Genomic DNA, 16,461 nt, shown 5'->3' with positions numbered 1-16,461 from the left:
CGGTAGGGTCGTCCGCGTGAACTCCGAGGACATCGCGGCCCGGCTCGGCGTGCCGGTCGAGGACATCGCACGCGTGCACCGGATCGCCGGTGACCTTCCGTCGGCGCCGCTGCCCGATCGCGCGGACGGGCCCGCGATGCTCGACCGGCTGGCGGTGCGGCCGGACGACGCGGCCGAGATCATGGCGGGCTGGCCTTCCGACCGGTGGGAGCCGGAGCTCCGCTGGCTGCTGGACCGCTCGATCGCGCTGGTCCGGGCGGACCTCGGCGGCTACGACTGGCTGCTGCCCGGCCCGGAGCTGCCGCGCGACCGGGGCCCGGCCTGGCGGCACCTCTACGTGTACGCGTACCTGGCGCTGACCGGCGTCGCCCTGGACTATCACCGCGCGCACGGCGTGCCCGAGGCCGTGTCCTGGGCGACGCTGGCCGACCTGGGCCGCAACCTCGCGATCGATCGCCGGATGAACCGCGAGGGCTGGCCGGTCATGCAGGCCTGGCTGACGCTGCACGTGCGCGGTGGCCTCTACGAGCTGGGCCGGTTGCAGCACCACCGTGGCGACGGCACGATCGGGCTGCACATCCCGGACGCGGGTCCGCTCACGCCGGAGGCGATCACGGCGTCGCTGGACGCGGGGCGCGCGTTCTTCCCGCGGCACTTCCCGGACGAGTCCTACACCGCGTTCTCCTGCGGGTCGTGGCTGCTCGACCCGCAGCTGCGCGAGTACCTGCCGGCGGATTCGAACATCATCCGGTTCCAGGACCGGTTCACGCTCGATCCGTACGAGGCGCCGGAAGGGCTGGACGCGGACCTGGAGGTGCGCCGCTTCGTGTTCCGCTCGCTGACCACGCCGCTCGACCGGCTGCCGCGCGACACCGCGCTCCAGCGTGCCGTCATCGACCACCTCCGCTCCGGCCGCCATTGGCAGTGGCGCCGCGGCACCTTCCCCGTCTGACCCCCCGGGTGCCGGAGCCCGGCCGGGGCAGCCCCGGCCGGGCCGGATCTCACCGCGCCGGTGCGAAGTGGGAGCGGCGCCAGGCGTCGTAGTCCTCGTCGGAGGCCTGGCGGGCGCGGGCGAAGTCGAGCGCGTCGGCGCCGACCCGCCAGCGGAACCGGCCGGTCTCGTCGACGGCCGCCTCGTGGATCGCGGCCGCGACGTCGTCGTCGGTGGCGAAGTATCCGGGCGGCGGCGGCGCGTCGAACGTGGCCGCCCGCTCCTGGACGTAGGCGGCGTACGGCGCCGGCACCTCGGAGGAGCCGAACCGCGCGGTGGTCTGCCCGACGAAGTTGGTGCCCGGGGAGAGCCCCGGCTCGACCACCTTGACCTCGACGTTCCGGAGGCTCAGCTCGTAGCTGATCGCCTCGGAGAAGCCGTGCAGCCCGCCCTTGGACGCGCTGTAGGCCGCCATCAGCGTGGATGGGACGGTGACGTTGCTGGACGTGACGTTGACGATCCGCCCGCCGCCCTGCCGGTGGAAGTGGGGCAGCACCGCGCGGATGACGCGCATCGGCCCGTACAGATTCGTGTCGACGACGTCCTCGATGATCCGCTCCGGCGTGCCCTCGAAGACCGCGAACAGGCCGACGCCCGCGTTGTTGACCACGCAGTCGATCCGGCCGAACCGCTCCACCGCCGCGGCCACGCCCGCCAGCACCGAGGCCGTGTCGCGGACGTCCAGCGCGGTGACGAGCAGCCGACCGTCCGGCGCGCCGGTCCAGCGGGACGGGTCGCGCAGCGTGGCGACGACGTTCCATCCCTGGTCGAGGAAGCGGTGCACCGCGGCGCGGCCGAAGCCGGACGAACTCCCGGTGACGAGCACGGTCTGTGACATGGCTGTCCTCCACTCTCAACTGTACGCCGTAAATTTACACCGTACAGTCGGTGACTGTAGACCACTCCCCTCTACGGTGTAAAGTGATCACGTGAGTCCACGACCGCCCGCCTCCGCCCGCCTCGACCGCGGCCAGATCCTCGACGGCGCGATGGCGATCGCGGACCGGGACGGCGTCGACGCGCTGTCGCTGCGCAAGCTCGCGGCCGACCTCAAGGTCACGCCGATGGCGCTCTACTGGCACTTCAAGGACAAGGACGCGCTGCTCGACGAGCTGGTCGAACGGCTGCTGTCCGAGGCCGTCCCGCCGGAGGCCGACGGCCTGGACGCGATGGCGGCCGGCCTGCTGCGGGCGCTGCTCGCACACCCCGGCCTGGCCGGGATCACGCCGGTCCGCTTCATGCGGACGGACGCCGGCATCACGCTCTCCGAACGCACCATCGGGCTGCTCCGCGCGGAGGGCCACTCCCCGATCGCCGCGGCCCAGCTGAGCATGTTCATCCTCAACGGCATCGTCAACCTGGCCGTCAACCGCCCCGGCGACCTCGCCGTGCACGACCCGGCCGCGCGCGAAGCGCTGGTCACGGCGAAGCGCGGCCGGCTGAAGTCGCTCGACCCGGCCGCCTACCCCCACCTGACCGAGACCGCGGACCACTTCCTCGGCCTCGCGGACGAGGAGGACTACTACGCCCGCGGCCTCGCCTACATCCTGGCCGGCGCGCGCCGCTGATCAAGGGCCACTACTGGCCGGTGCGGCCGTCGACGCACTCGCGCAGCAGATCGGCGTGGCCGCAATGCCGGGCGTACTCCTCGATCATGTGAATGAGGACGTCGCGGACCGCGACCGGCTCGCCGTGCGCGGTGACCTTCTCGGTGCCCAGGTCGGCCTCGGTGATCCCGTCCAGCCAGGCGTCGGCGTCGATGACCTGCGCGCGCCACGACCCGAACGCGTCCGCGACCGCCTCCGGGGTGCCCGTCACCTCGTCGAAGTCGAGGTCCTCGTCGTCCGGGCTCCAGTAGATGCGCGGCACGTCCCGGTGGCCGCGCAGCACCCGGTGGAACCAGTTGTGCTCGACCCGGGCCATGTGCCGCACCAGGCCGAGCAGACTCATCGTGGACGGCGGCACCGACCGCGTGGCCAGCTGCTCCGGCGTCAGATCACGGCACTTCAGCTCCAGCGTGAGCCGGTAGTTCGTCAGGTACTCCCGGATCGTGGCCAGCTCACCGACCGGATTGCCCGCCGTGCGCGGGTCGTCCTCCGGCTTCAGGAACATCCCACCGAACCCGACCACACGCTGCTCCGCCATCCCGCCACGATGCCGCCTCCGGCCGCCGCGCGCAACGGGGTTTTCCGGGACCACCCGCCCCACCGGCAGGGAGGCCGCCCGCGGCCGACCGGTGCCCGCGGGAGCACCGGGAACCGGCCACGCCGGAAGCGGGAAAATGATGTGGAATCAGATCTGACGGGCGTCCCACTCCACGATGAGGCGGTCGAGGCCGCGGAAGTTGAGGCTGGGCCGCCAGGCCGGCTCCGTGTCGTTGTCCGCGAGCCGCAGGCCGGGCAGGCGGTTCAGCAGTGCGCGGAGGACGATGTCGCCCTCCAGGCGGGCCAGGCCGGAACCGATGCAGAAGTGCCGGCCGTGGCCGAAGGCGAGGTGCCGGGCCGGGCCGGTGCGGGCGAGGTCGAGCGTGTGCGGGTCCGGGAACGCGGCGCCGTCCCGGTTCGCGGCGCCGCAGACCAGCAGGATCGGCTGTCCCTTCTCGACCCGCTTGCCGCCGAGCTCCAGGTCCTCGGTGGCGCGGCGAAGGATCATCGGGAGCGGGCTGTCGTAGCGCAGCAACTCCTCGAGCGCGGTCGCCGGGTCCTCGGTGAGCGCCGGGATCTGGCCCGGGTTCCGCAGCAGCGCGAGGAGCGCGTTGCCGAGGAAGTGCGTGGTGGTCTCGTGGCCGGCGAGCAGCAGCAGGATCGTGTTCGCGACCGCCTCGTCCCGGTCCAGGTCGCCGGCGCGCAGCAGCGCCTCCGGGCGGTCGATCAGCGTGTCGAAATACTCGGCCATGCCACGGATCCCACGATCCGTGGCCGCCTTCTCCTCCGCCGTCAGCCGCGCGTTGCCGAAGGCAACCGCCACGTCATTCGACCAGGAGAGCAACCGCTCACGATCCCCCGCCGGTACGGCGACGAGCGCGCAGATCGCGTTGAACGGCAACGGCACCGCGAGATCGGCCACCATGTCCATCCGCCCGCGCGGCAGCACGTCGTCGATGATCTCGTGGACCGCCTGCGTGATCATCGGCCGCAGCGCCTCGACGGACCGGGCCGTGAAGGTGCGGCTGGCCGCCTTGCGAAGGCGGGTGTGCTCCAGCGCGTCCCGGTAGAGCATGGTCCGGCTGATCACGGTGGCGAAATCGCGGAGGTCGCTCGTCACGTCCTCCGGATCCGGGAACCGGACGGAGGACAGGCGGGCGTCGTTCGCGGCGGCGCTGACCAGTTCATGGCTGGTCACCACCCAGGCGCTGAGGACACGGTCCCAGTAGCAGGGATCGGCGTCGCGGAGGCGGTCGTAGAACCCGTAGATGTCCCGCTGGACCTCCGGCCGGGCAGCGGCAAGTAGCGTCCGGGGGCGTTCGGTCACGGCAGCTACCTGCTCTCCAAGGGCCTGGACGGAGTCGGAGCATGATATCCCGCCGAACCGCCGCAGATCACACAATCCCGCAACCGGCGGCGCCACAAACACCATCTCGATCTCACGCGAAATCCTCGCGACACCACCCAGAGCCAAAGCAAAGTTAGTTGATCTTTGCTGTCGCAGGTCACAGTACGCGTGAGTCAGGTACCGGTACGTGAAGACGGCCTTCCTTAGTGGACGATGGCGGTTCTCTACGCCAACCGTCATCCAGGCAGGTTCTGGCCGCCGGGATCGCCTCGTTCCGCCACGCTGCCCTGGTCGGGGTCAAGGACCACACCAGCCAGGACACCCAGATCGGCAGGAAACTGGCCGCGCTGGCCCGCCGGATGCCTGACCGCATCGACGACTACCTGCGCTTTGCCCGAAACCCGCGAGACTGCCCGTTCGACAACAACGCGGCCGAACGCGAAGTTCGCATGGTCAAAATCCGGCAGAAAATCTCCGGCAGCATGCGGACCCTCACCGGCGCCGAACACTCTGCCACCTGCGCTCATACCTCGCCACCGCCACCAAACACAGCATCAACCTCTACGACGCCCTCGTCCAACTCACGTCCGGCCAGCCATGGATCCCCGTAATTAGCGGACCTGAGTAGTTACGGCTCTGCGACACCACCCGGCCACACCCGCACAGTGCTACGGGAAGTTACCGGAGCGCGTCACCCGGCTCGCGAATTCAGAATGATCAATCGCACTGGGTTCGCCGTACTCCATATCATCTTCGGCGAAGTGACAGGTTCCTGCGACAACAAAGCCCGATACCCCTCCCACTGCACCGACAGAGAAGACATACGAGTCAAATTCGACAGTCTCCATGTCGCCCCCGAGAAGGCCGAAGGCGTCACTCGCCGGCACGAGATCGACGGCCAGGTTTTCATAGGTACGTCGTAGCCGGAAGGCCGCCACGTCCCTGAACATCACGTCGACACGGTCGACAAAGCCCCGCCCACTATTACTCCTGAGCAGGAGGACATTGTGACTCACCTGGTATGACCACACCTTGAAGCGCCGATTATATCTGAGCGGAAATTTCATCCAGAACACCTCCTAGCCTATTTGAAAGGGTTCTCCTGCTTGACACCGCCGATATAGAAGTCAACCTTTCCAAGAGTTCCGGCATCGTTGAAGAACGCAAGCTCCAAGTCAGTAGCACCGCCGATCTGCCGAGCATTCCTGGACAGCGATTGCCCCACAGCAGCCTCCACGCCATTTTCAACACCATGCATTCCGTCCAACGTAAAGGACACCCGAACACCGGGATAATCATACTTCAGAAGATTAGCAGCGGTCCAAACAGAAGCCTTCCAATCTGTATCGCGCATGAAGTGTTCCGCACCGACGTCGTCGGCGAAGCCCTTCACTTCATCCTCGAGTCCGAGCGCGACATGCTGGTCACCGCAGTTGTGAACGAGAACTGGCTTCGTGCCAACAAGCACGAAGTAGGTATGCAGGTGATCGACGGTCAGGTTATAGGCCGTGGCCGTGCGCCGGAGCGTACCAGCGGTTCCGACGACCTCTGCCGTGCCGCCGCCGGCGACTCGCAGGCGATCGCCCTGTGGAAGTTCGGCGGCGAGCCGCCAGCCTCGATCGCTCTCGCTCCAGAAGGGGTGGTCCGTGGTCGTCGTGACCGTTCCCTCGGTGAGGCGGAGATCAACGAGGTCATCCTCGTGCGCCCAGACCCCGGTAACCCGGTGAGCCCCCACCTCCCCGGTCAGCGGATCCTCCGCGTGAACCAGATCTCCTACACGAATTTCAGAGATCGGCTTGGTAGAGCCGTCGGCCATCAGAACCGAGGTATCAGCGGAGAAGCTGTTGAAAGCTCTACAGGATGCCCCTGCAACGTCCGCGGCATCGTCGGCAGCCTCGGTTCCTTTTCCGATACCGCGAAGCCAGTCGACTACCTTAAGAGCCTTGGCCGCTTTCCCGACCGGGATCATGCCGACTATCTCGATGCCGGCGCCGAAGTATTCGCCCTTCTTGAACGCATCCTTCGCGAGAGCATAGCTGAATGGAATGCCCGCGACCGGGATCCAGCTCAGAATCTCGGCACCCTCAAGGAAGTATTCGTGGCGGATCTGGTCATGGATCTCGCACTCGTTCCGATATTCACAGAACCAAGAAGCGGCGGCTTCGATGATCTCCTCGGGCTCGCGGACGGAGATGTGGCACCGGTTGTAGATTCCGGGGTTCCACATCTCGCAGTTCCAGGACTCGATCCACTCGACGACCGTGGGGGTGCGGTCCCTCGCGTTGGTGCCGACCGGGGTGTAGCGGGCGCCGTTGTTGACGAGGCGGCCGCCGCCGGGCTTGCCGTGGCCGAGGGCGGCGCCGTCGGTGGCGCCGTCGCCGTCGCGGTCGCCCTTGCTCTCGCCGCCGCTGCCGCAGTCGGCGTAGTCGCAGTCGCGCAGGCCAGTGGGGTCGCTGAAGGAGATCGGGTTGTTGTGGGCGTAGGCGTACCCGTTCCACTGTTGCGGGTCCGTCAGGTCCATGATGGGGTCGACCGAGATGAAGCGGCCGAGCGCAGTGTCGTACTCGCGGGCGCCGATGTGGGTCAGGCCGGTCGGGTCGATGTCGCCGCCGACGAAGCCCTTGCTGTTGGGCCAGGCCACGGCCGCGCCGCGGGTGCCGCCGTAAGGGTTCTGGCGGCGGACCGTCACGGCCTGCGTGCCGGCCGCGATCGAGATGCTCTGGGTGCCCTGGTGATCGCTGAACAACCAGGTCAGCCCGCTGATGTCGTCCGTGGTCCGGGATGCCACCGGCTGCCCGCCGAACGAGTAGTAGCGGGTGGCGGCCTTGGTGTTGTCCGGGTTGAGGCGGACCTCCATGCCGGGCAGGTAGAGCGTCCGCCCGATGCCGTCCCGCCGGATCAGGCGGGTGCCGTCCGAGTCGTAGACGTACGACGTGGTCGTGTTGCCCTCGATCGTGGTGTAGGCGCGGTTCTCCGCGTCCCACGTGACGGTCTGGGTCCCGGCCACGCCCGGCCGGCTCGTCGTGTTACCGGCCTGGTCGTAGCCGTAGGAACGGGTGGTCGGTGCCGCGACGCCGGAGGTGACGGTACTGCTGCCGGTCACCGCGTGCGGTCGGACGGAGTCCGCGCCGGACGGCGGGATCGTGTAGGTGGTCGTCGCGTCGCCGGTGGCTGTGTGGTTCGTCTCGGTCTTGCGGTTGCCGATCGCGTCGAACGTCCAGTCCGTCCAGTACGGCGCCGGGCCGCCCAGATTCGCCGTGCTCGGCGCGGTGCCGCAGGCGACGCCGGTCTTCGGGGTCCAGGCCGAGGTGAGGCGGCGCAGCTTGTCGTACCCGAAGCACTGGGTGTCGCCCTTGTCGGCGATGGACGCGATGTTGCCGGCCGGATCCCAGACGTAGGTGCTGTCCGAGACCGTGCCGGTGCCGGTCTCGGTCAGGATCTTGGAGCCCTGGAAGCGGCGGGTGCCGTCCTCGTAGTACGAGTTGGTGCTCTCGACGTAGACACCGCTCGCGGTCTTCCGCCGGGTCAGTGTCGGCTCGCCGAGCGCCGTGTACTCCTGCAGCGTGACGTAGCTGCCGCCGGTCAGCTCGATATTCGTCGTCAAGCCGGCCGGCAGGCCGTTCACGGCGTCGTACACCGTGGTGACCTGCTCCGTGCTGAGGCTGCCCGCCGCCGGATACGTCACCGCGGTCGGCGACCCGTCCGCGCCCGCGTAGCTGTAGCCGAAGGAGTACGACCCCGCCAGCGCCCCTTCGGAGGCGGGGATGACGTAGGCGACGCCGGCCGGCTGGTAGCGCGTGGTGAAGTTGGAAACCTGCGTCCGGTAGGCGTTGCCGTTGTCGTACCGGATCGACTGGGTCAGCATGCCGCGAACCTGCGGCGCGCCGGTGCTGGCGAGCCGGTCGTAGACCCACTCCGCGCGCTTGTTTCCGCTGGTCGAGTCGTCGTACAGGCCCGTCTTCCGGCCGAGGGTGTCGTACGAGTACGCGAGCACCTCGCCGCGTGCGTCGGTCGTCCTGATCACCTGGTCGTGCACGTCGAACTCGGTGGTACTCGGCCCCCGGTCCGGGTCGTCGGCGCTGATCTGCCGGCCCTTGATGTCGTAGCCGTACGTCCACTCGTTGCCGGCCGGGTCGGTGACCTTCGTCAGGTGGCCCTTGCGGTCGTACGCGTACTTCGTGGCCTGGTAGTCACCGGAGACGCCGGCGTCCGTGGTGTGCTGCCGGACCTCGATCACACGGCCGCGGAAGTCGTTGATCGAGGTCGTCGGGACGTCACCGCGCGGCGGCGTCACGATTTTGCGGTCGCCGCCGTAGACGATGGTGCTGCGCCACTTCTCGACCTGGTTCGTCTCTCCCTCGCCGGCAAGGAAGATCGTGTCCGTGCCGCGGCCGGCGAGGTCGTAGACGGTGCGGGTGACCGCCGGCACCGACCACTGCGGCTCGCCCCACAGCACGCCGGACGGCGCACCGAGCTCCGCGTGCGAGCCGTAGACCGTCGAAACGCGGCCCCACTCGTCATAGTTCGTGTCCGCGACCACCCGGTCGGGACCGGTCGTGGTGGTCGTCTGGATCTGCCGGGCGCGCAGGAACCCGTCGAGAATCTCGTACGAGGCCAGGTAGTTGCCGCGGGCGTTCAGCGTCTCCGTCTTCGTGTGCGGATACGCGTTGCGGCCCGACGCGAAGCTGTAGGTGTACCGAGTGGACGGCTTGTCCTTCTTGTCCGCGTCCGCCTCGGCCCAGCCGACCTCCCACACCTTCGACACCCGGCCGAGCGCGTCGTACTTGATCGTCGCAACCCGTCCGTTGGCGTCCGTGGACTTGGTCGTGACGCCCCAGTACGGGCTCTTCTCCGTGGTCGTCGACCAGCCGAGCACGTTCGTGCTCTTCTCGGCGGTGGTCGGGCCACCGGAGGCCGGGGTGAACACGGTCGTGATCGCGTTACCGCGCGAGTCGGTGACACTGAGCGCCCGGCCGAACGCGTCCAGCGTGCCGATGGTCCCGCTGGTCTGCCACTGGGTACCGCCTGCGGCGGTCCACCCGGCGAGCACCTCGGTCTTCGTGACGGTGCCGTAGGCGGGCACCGTGTCCGCGCTGCTCGCACCGTCGTAGTAGGTACGTGTGTCCGAGACGATGTCGTCCGCGGACGCCGGGGTCTTACCGCAGGCCAATGCCGTCTTCGTGATCTGCTTCGGCAGCGCCACGATGTGCTTGACGGTGTTGCGGTTGTACGTGTTCACCGTGCAGGTCTCGTCACCGGTGACCGACGTGTCGCCGTCGTCCTGCACCTGGGTGATCGATCCGTACGTGCCTTCGATGGTCGACTCGACCCGCCCGACCCGCCAGTTCGTGCCGACCGCCTCGCCGGTGTGGACGACCCGGGTGCCGGTGTATCGCGCGTGCACGGTGTCGTTGTTGATGGTCCGGGATGCTGTCGGCTCCGACTGCCACGGCACGTTGACCGTCTTGGACAGCGGCTTGGCCTCGGTGCCGTTGTAGGTGACGGACTCCCGCACCATCCCGGCGAACGCCTTCTGGTCGGTCACGTCCTCGCCGAGACTGGCCTTCACGACCTTGCCCTCGACACCCCGGAGGTACGTCGTGCGGCTGAGCGTCGTCGCCGCGCCGCTGCCGACCCGGGTGTCGACCGTCTCGTACCCCCGGAACTGGCTCCAGGTTCTGCGCTTGGGCTTGGTGAAGCCGTTGTCGTCCGCGTAGGCCCAGTACGGTGTGCCCACGTACGTGTAGCTGGTCACCATGGACGGCGACCGGTAGTCGGCGAGCGGGGTGTCGTTCTCGATGACCTTGGTGACCAGGTACTTGTGCCACCACTCGGTGATGTCCGGGCCGTCCGGGTTCAGCGGGTCCGGGCCGATGACCGGGTAACAGAGCTTGGTGTTCGACTGCGGCGTCGCCGGGAGGTTGCCGGTCTTGCACTCCGGCAGCGTGTACTCGATGTCGGTGAACGCGCCGGTCTCCGTGGTGAGGCGCTTGAGGCGCTGCCACGAGTTCGTCTGGTTGACGTCGGTCAGCACCCGGTTGGGCATCGGGGTCGGCGTGAACGTGATCGGCGGCATCGTGATCGGCTCGCCGACAAGGCCGGTTTTCACGATCGAGTCCAGCCACAGGCCCGCGTTGGTGCCGTCGTGCGGGTTCGGGAACGAGTGCGCGAACGTCCACGACGTGACCGGCTGGTACTTCGCCGGAGAGACCGTCGTGTCCCAGACCTGCGTCGTGATGGACGCCAACCGCTTGGTGGACCAGAACGTCGGTGAGTAGTTCGTACCGCACGAGTCCGCATCGAGTTTGCATTCGCTGTCCCACGGGACGTCCGGCCAGCGCTCGCCGTTGTGCGTGCCGCAATCGGACAGGCACCGGTCGGCCGTGGCGAAGAGAACCTGCGCGACCGGCTTGACCGACCGGTCTGCGGCACCGCGATCCCAGGTGCCGTAGTCGATGCGGGACAGCGTGCCGCCGCGGACGTAGTCGACGTTCTCGGTGGAGGTGGCGCGGGTGGCGTACTGGTTCTTCTCCTGCTCGTACCAGTAGGAGGAGGTGTTGCCGCGCGGATCGACGATGTAGTCGAGGTTCCAGCGCCAGGCCTGGTCGCAGCTCGACGCGGCGAACGTGGCCTGGTGGCACTCCTCGCCGTCGTGGTTGCCGTAGACCGGGACCGTGTAGACCGAGTTGGTGGCGGTGCTCTGACCGGGCGGGTTGTTGTACCCGAAGTAGTACCGCGTGCCGTCGGTCGCCGTCAGCTCCCAGTACTCGCCGTTGTTGTCGCCGTTGGTGCCGTTGTTCAAACGCTTGATGATCCAGCCGGCCTCGGAGCGGCCGTGCCAGCCCTTTCCCTCCTGGTAGATCAGCTCGGTCGAGCTGCCCTGGAAGCTGATCGTGGCGTTGTCCGACCGCCAGCACTGGTCGCCGGTACGCAGCGACTCCGGGTTGTTCGCGCCGTTCTCGGTGTCGGCGTTGCAGCCGATGTACTGCCGCTCAATGAAGCCGGTCTCCAGGTCGAAGCCCTCACCGAGCCACGACGGCTGGTTGTTCGACGCGGACGTCCGTCCATCGACACTGGAGGACGAGTAGCCGACCTGCAGCTTCGGTGCCGGGCCCGCGTGCGCCGGCGGCGCGCCCATTGCGTACGACCAGGAGAAGCCGCCCGAGTTTCCACCGGCGCTCCATGTCGATGTCGCGGCAAGGGATGTCGCACCGAAGTCCCCGGACGAACCGGCGGCCGCCGCGGCAACCATCAGCAGCGTGCCGGTCGTGCGCGCGGTCGAGACGTTCCCGGCGAGCTCGGCCCGGCTGTTCGCGGCCTGGGCGGCGCCGACCGGCTGGACCTCGGCGCGCGCGGTCACGGTGCCGGTTGCCGGGTCGTTGTCGGAGTCGAGCGGCACGGCGGAGCAGCCGGCCCGTTCGGGCGTGGTCAGCGCGCACTCCGGCAGCGTCCACAGGCGCAGCCGGGAGGCCCAGTCGCCGCCGTACGCGTACTTGAACGAGGAGTAGTCGACCGCGACCGTGGCCTCGCCGGCGGCCGTGCTCCGCGTGCCGCCGACCCGCAGCACGACGCCGTCGCGCAGCGTCTCCGGCACCGAGGCCCGGTCGAGCACCTCGACGGCGACGCTGGCCGGGAGATCGCTGTCCGCGCGGGCGACCGAGACCGGCAGGCCGGCCGCGGACACCGTGCTCGCGCCGGTCGCGGGCACGGTCGCGGTGACCGCACCGGCGCCCGGCCAGACCGGGTCGGGCAGGTCTGCCGCGGGGCCGGTGAGCGCGGGCGCCGTGCCGGGCGCGACCTCCGCACCGGTACGGCTGATCTCGACCTGCTGACCGGTCAGGTGCTGCGGGGATGCGGGCGTGGCGCCGGCCGGCGGGACCGCCAGCAGCGGGCCGCACACTGCGGCGGCCAGTGCCACCGCGAGGAGGCGGGCCGGGCGGCTCGCCAGCCGGGCGGGGATGAACGGATGCCGCCTGTCCACTTTGTGTCCTCCGTGTTCGAGCATCGACGCACGCGAACGGCCGTGCTCCGCGCAGCAGGGGACCAGCCATCGATGATCAATGTGGTCGGCCGGAACTCTAGGGCCTGACAACCTTCTGTGTAAATGCTGAGCACGAGATGTGAGCAGATCGCTTTACGTGGTCGGCTTGGATCTCTAGAGTGCGGCGCGGCCATCACATGTCAATCACGGGAGACTCGGTGACATCACCGTCCTGGCCGCGCGCGCGTCACATATCGCGCCGCGGTACGGCATCATCCGTTGTTCTGCTGGTCACGGCCAGCCTGTTGCCACTGTGGACGGGCTCACCGGCGTCCGCCGCGCCGGCCCCGCCGGCCTATCCCCGCTCCGAGGAGGCGACCGCGCTCGCCTCGGCGGCGGAGTCCGGGAGGCGTGTCGAGGTGACGTCGGAGCGCACCGCGTACGCGCAGGTGTTCGCGGAGCCGTCCGGCACGCTGGTGATGGAGTCGGCCGCGGTGCCGCAGCGGGTCCGCGACGACGACGGCTCCTGGTCGGACCGGGACCTCACGCTGCGGCCCGCGGCCGACGGCACGCTGCAGCCGGCCGCGTCCGTGGCCGACGTGCGCTTCTCCCCCGGCGGTACGGGGCCGGCCGTGACCGCGGTCGCGGACGGCAAGCGCCTGGAGCTGTCCTGGACCGGCGCGCTGCCGAAGCCGGCCGTGAGCGGGGACTCGGCCGTCTACGCCGAGGTGCTGTCCGGTGTGGACCTGGTGCTGCGGGCCACGCCGACCGGGTTCACGCACGTGCTGGTGGTCAAGACGCCGGCGGCCGCGGACGACGCGCGGGTGCGCCAGGTGGGCTTCGCGGTCGGCGGCGACGCGCGGCTGGTCGAGGATCCGGACGGTGGACTGCGCGCGATCGCCGGGGACGTGGAGATCGCGGCGGCGGACAAGCCGATCATGTGGGACTCCGCGGCACCGGCCGTCGCCACGAACGCGCGCGCGGCCGCGACGAACAAGCCGGCCGGCTCGACGCATGCCCAGCCGGGCGAGGCCGCGACGGTGCGGGAGATGGCCGCGGAGGTCACCGCGGCCGGTGACCTGAAGCTGGTGCCGGACGCGAGCCTGCTGGACGCGCCGAAGGAGCGGTTCCCGCTCTACATCGACCCGGCGTGGAGCACCGGCAAGTCCCGGTGGGCGTACGCGACGAGCAACAACTCGAACAACAACGTGCACAACGTGTGGGTGGGCCTGAACCCGTCCACCGGCGTGACCCACCGGTCGTTCTTCGTCTTCCCGACGAGCGCCATCAAGGGCAAGCACATCCAGTCCGCGTACGTGCAGATGAAGCTGGAGCACTCCTGGTCCTGCTCGGACGAGCCGACCAGCATGTACTGGGCCGGCGGGCTGACCGGCGCGCCGCGTACCGCGTGGGCGACCGGTCTGAAGGGGTGGATGGCGACCGTCTCCTCGCACGCGAACGAGGCCGGCGGCTGCGGCACGATCCAGCCGGACCCGTGGAACAACTTCCAGGGCAGCGCGGTCACCAGCCGCATCCAGGCCATCGCGACCGGCGGCTCCGGTGACATCACGATCGGCTTCACCGGTCAGGCGGCGAACGGCACGCTGGAGCACGCGCAGGCGCGGTGGAAGCGCTTCTCGATGAACGACGCGAAGCTGATCGTCGACTACGACACGCCGCCCTCGCAGCCGACCAGCCTGCGGCCCGCCGGTAACGGCTCCGGCTGCGGCGCGGTCGGCACGCTGACCGGCACGTTCCAGGCCGTCCCGCAGGACGCGGACGGGCACGCCCAGTCGGTCGAGTGGGAGTGGGCCGAGGTCAGCGCGTCCGGGGCGTACACCACGCAGCCCGCGCCGGGCCGGACGAACGCGTCCGTCGGCGGTGTCGCGCAGTCCTCGACGGTCCGGCTCGCCGAGGGGAAGAAGTACGCGTTCCGGGCCCGGTCGACCGACCCGGCGCCGTACAACATCACCGGGCCGTGGTCGTCGTGGTGCGAGTTCTACCCGGACATCACGCGGCCCGCGCAGCCGACGATCACGATGATCACCGCGCCGACCGGTCCGGGCACGCCGGCGGTCTACACGATCACCAGCACCGAGAGCGACGTGACGAAGTTCCGGTACGGCTGGGCGCAGACCGCGGTCGTGGAGGCCGCCGCGACCACGTCGGGCGGGCTGAAGACCGCCACGATCAAGCTGACCGCGCCGAAGTACGGCCTGATCAACCTGTACGCGTACGCGGTCGACGCCACGCAGAACGACGGCGTGCTCGGCAAGAGCGAGGACTTCATCGTCGACCGCAAGCGTCCCGCGGTCGCCCGGTTCGGGCTGGAGACCTACCCGGGCATCAACGAGTCCGCCGCGCTCGCCGACCAGCAGGCCGCACTCTCCGGTGACACGCCGCTGACCACGGCGAACACCACCTGGACGGACAACGGCCGGCTGGTCAACGGCCGCACGCTCACGTTCAACGACCCGGCGGCGCAGGCGATGGCGACCGGGCTGACCCCGGACGTCACCAAGTCGTTCTCGGTGGCCGCCTGGGTGAAGCTGAGCGACCTCAACGGATACCAGGCCATCGTGACGAAGGAGGCCGGAGCCGGTCAGTGGAGCCCGTTCCGGCTCCAGCTTCGGGAGGACTTCGGGCCGAAGTGGTGCATGACCATGAACCTGCGGCTCGACATCGGCGACAATGCGCGCGCGTGCTCCACGACCGTGCCGGTCGTGGGCCGGTGGACGCACGTCGCGGGCGCCTACGACGCGGTCGACGGCAAGATCCGCGTATGGGTCGACGGGGTCGAGAACAGCGCCACGTTCCTGAACCCGGTGACCACGCCGGGCGCGCTGCTGGTCGGCCGGGCCCGCAACACCGGCACCGTCGCGGACCAGCTGCGCGGCAGCGTCGCCGACGTGCAGTTCTTCGACCGGGTGCTGGTCAAGGGGGACTTCACCGGCGTGCTCGCGGACGACCCGGAGTCCGGTGGCGTGGCCGAGGCCGGCCTGCTCACGCCGCTCCAGGTCGCCGACTGGGACTTCGAGGGTGCCGGCTGGTGCTACCAGGAGGGCGACTACCAGTCCGCCGACCGTTCCTGCCAGGCCCCGGACGCGACCGCGTTCAACCGCCGCCTGTCGATGACCACCGGCGCGGGTCTGGTAGCGGGCCGGGACGGCAGCAACGCGCTGGAGGTCAACGACGTGCACTTCGTCGACGACCCGGCCGATCCGCGGTACGGCACGGGCACGGCCGAGCGGGCGCACGCGCAGTGGAACACCGCGGCGGCCGGTGCGCCGGAGACCTGGGTGCACAGCCCGGTCGCCCGGACCGACCAGTCGTTCACGGTCTCCGCGTGGCTGCGGCCGGACAAGCTGCCGTACGGCACGCACACCGCCATCTCGCTCGCCGGTAACGTCCAGGCGGTCGGGTACATCGGCATCCGCACGTACACGGTCGACGGTGTCACCCAGCGCCGCTGGGCGATCTCGACGCAGGACGCGGACGCGGTGACCGGGCGCAGCGGTGGCGTGTCCGCGACCACGCACCTGGTCGAGGAGGAGGACCTCGGCGCGGTCTGGACCCACGTCACCGCGGTGTTCGACGTGCCCACCAAGACCGTCCGCCTGTACCTCAACGGCGACTTCATCGACGACGGCCCGTGGAGCGGCCAGTGGCCCGCCGCCGGTCCGCTCACGCTCGGCGCCGGCCGGTACTCCGCCGTCGCCGGTGCCACCACCGGTGCGTGGGTCGACCAGTGGCGCGGCGCGATCGACGACGTGCACGTCTACCAGGGCGCGGCGACCGACAGCGCGGTGAAGGCGTTCTTCGACGCGCAGAGCTGACGACCGTTCGATGATCCGGCCTCCGATCGCCCGCCCGGGCGGCCGGGGGCCGGTTCCGTCTTTCGGCGCAGGCGTTCCCTCACGAAAGTCGCATCCGCCGGGGTACGTGCCGCCCATAGCGTGATCGCCCGTGAACATCCTCGAAGCTGTGCCGCTACTCG

9 protein-coding genes are annotated in these 16,461 nt (G+C 69.5%); 4 read left to right on the top strand and 5 right to left on the bottom strand.

The window, feature by feature from the left end:
- Window positions 1–16 precede the first annotated feature (16 nt).
- Window positions 17–952 (top strand): acyltransferase domain-containing protein, encoded by a 936-nt coding sequence (locus J2S43_RS09400; RefSeq protein WP_306828416.1) that lies wholly within the window; start codon window positions 17–19, stop codon window positions 950–952.
- Between the two features lie 49 nt (window positions 953–1,001).
- Here the strand turns inward: J2S43_RS09400 and J2S43_RS09395 are convergent, their stop codons facing one another.
- Window positions 1,002–1,829: an SDR family NAD(P)-dependent oxidoreductase gene (locus tag J2S43_RS09395; protein ID WP_306828415.1), complete on the bottom strand. Its 828-nt coding sequence runs from the start codon at window positions 1,827–1,829 to the stop codon at window positions 1,002–1,004.
- Between the two features lie 91 nt (window positions 1,830–1,920).
- On the opposite strand from J2S43_RS09395, the gene J2S43_RS09390 reads away from it, so the two are divergent.
- Window positions 1,921–2,559 (top strand): TetR family transcriptional regulator, encoded by a 639-nt coding sequence (locus J2S43_RS09390; protein WP_306828414.1) that lies wholly within the window; start codon window positions 1,921–1,923, stop codon window positions 2,557–2,559.
- Between the two features lie 10 nt (window positions 2,560–2,569).
- On the opposite strand, the gene J2S43_RS09385 is transcribed toward J2S43_RS09390, so the two are convergent.
- Window positions 2,570–3,136: a DinB family protein gene (locus J2S43_RS09385; RefSeq protein WP_306828412.1), complete on the bottom strand. Its 567-nt coding sequence runs from the start codon at window positions 3,134–3,136 to the stop codon at window positions 2,570–2,572.
- 147 nt (window positions 3,137–3,283) lie between these two features.
- A complete protein-coding gene (locus J2S43_RS09380) occupies window positions 3,284–4,462 on the bottom strand; it encodes a cytochrome P450 (protein WP_306828411.1) in 1,179 nt (392 codons plus the stop codon).
- Window positions 4,463–4,842: 380 nt separating this feature from the next.
- Between J2S43_RS09380 and J2S43_RS09375 the strand changes: the two genes are divergently transcribed.
- Window positions 4,843–5,094, top strand: coding sequence for an IS66 family transposase (locus J2S43_RS09375; RefSeq protein WP_306839231.1), 252 nt, complete (start codon window positions 4,843–4,845; stop codon window positions 5,092–5,094).
- 57 nt (window positions 5,095–5,151) lie between these two features.
- On the opposite strand, the gene J2S43_RS09370 is transcribed toward J2S43_RS09375, so the two are convergent.
- Both J2S43_RS09370 and J2S43_RS09365 read right to left on the bottom strand, forming a co-directional pair.
- Window positions 5,152–5,550, bottom strand: coding sequence for a hypothetical protein (locus tag J2S43_RS09370; protein ID WP_306828410.1), 399 nt, complete (start codon window positions 5,548–5,550; stop codon window positions 5,152–5,154).
- A gap of 17 nt (window positions 5,551–5,567) precedes the next feature.
- The gene (locus tag J2S43_RS09365; RefSeq protein WP_306828409.1) at window positions 5,568–12,464 is read right to left on the bottom strand and encodes an RHS repeat-associated core domain-containing protein; all 6,897 of its coding nucleotides are present in this window, start codon (window positions 12,462–12,464) and stop codon (window positions 5,568–5,570) included.
- Window positions 12,465–12,769: 305 nt separating this feature from the next.
- Between J2S43_RS09365 and J2S43_RS09360 the strand changes: the two genes are divergently transcribed.
- Window positions 12,770–16,300: a laminin G domain-containing protein gene (locus J2S43_RS09360; RefSeq protein ID WP_306828408.1), complete on the top strand. Its 3,531-nt coding sequence runs from the start codon at window positions 12,770–12,772 to the stop codon at window positions 16,298–16,300.
- The last annotated feature ends 161 nt before the right edge of the window (window positions 16,301–16,461 follow it).

Source organism: Catenuloplanes nepalensis (assembly GCF_030811575.1).
Taxonomy (GTDB): Bacteria; Actinomycetota; Actinomycetes; order Mycobacteriales; family Micromonosporaceae; genus Catenuloplanes; species Catenuloplanes nepalensis.
The sequence above is the reverse complement of the archived record's forward strand: the minus strand, read 5'-3'. Positions and strand labels throughout refer to the sequence as shown.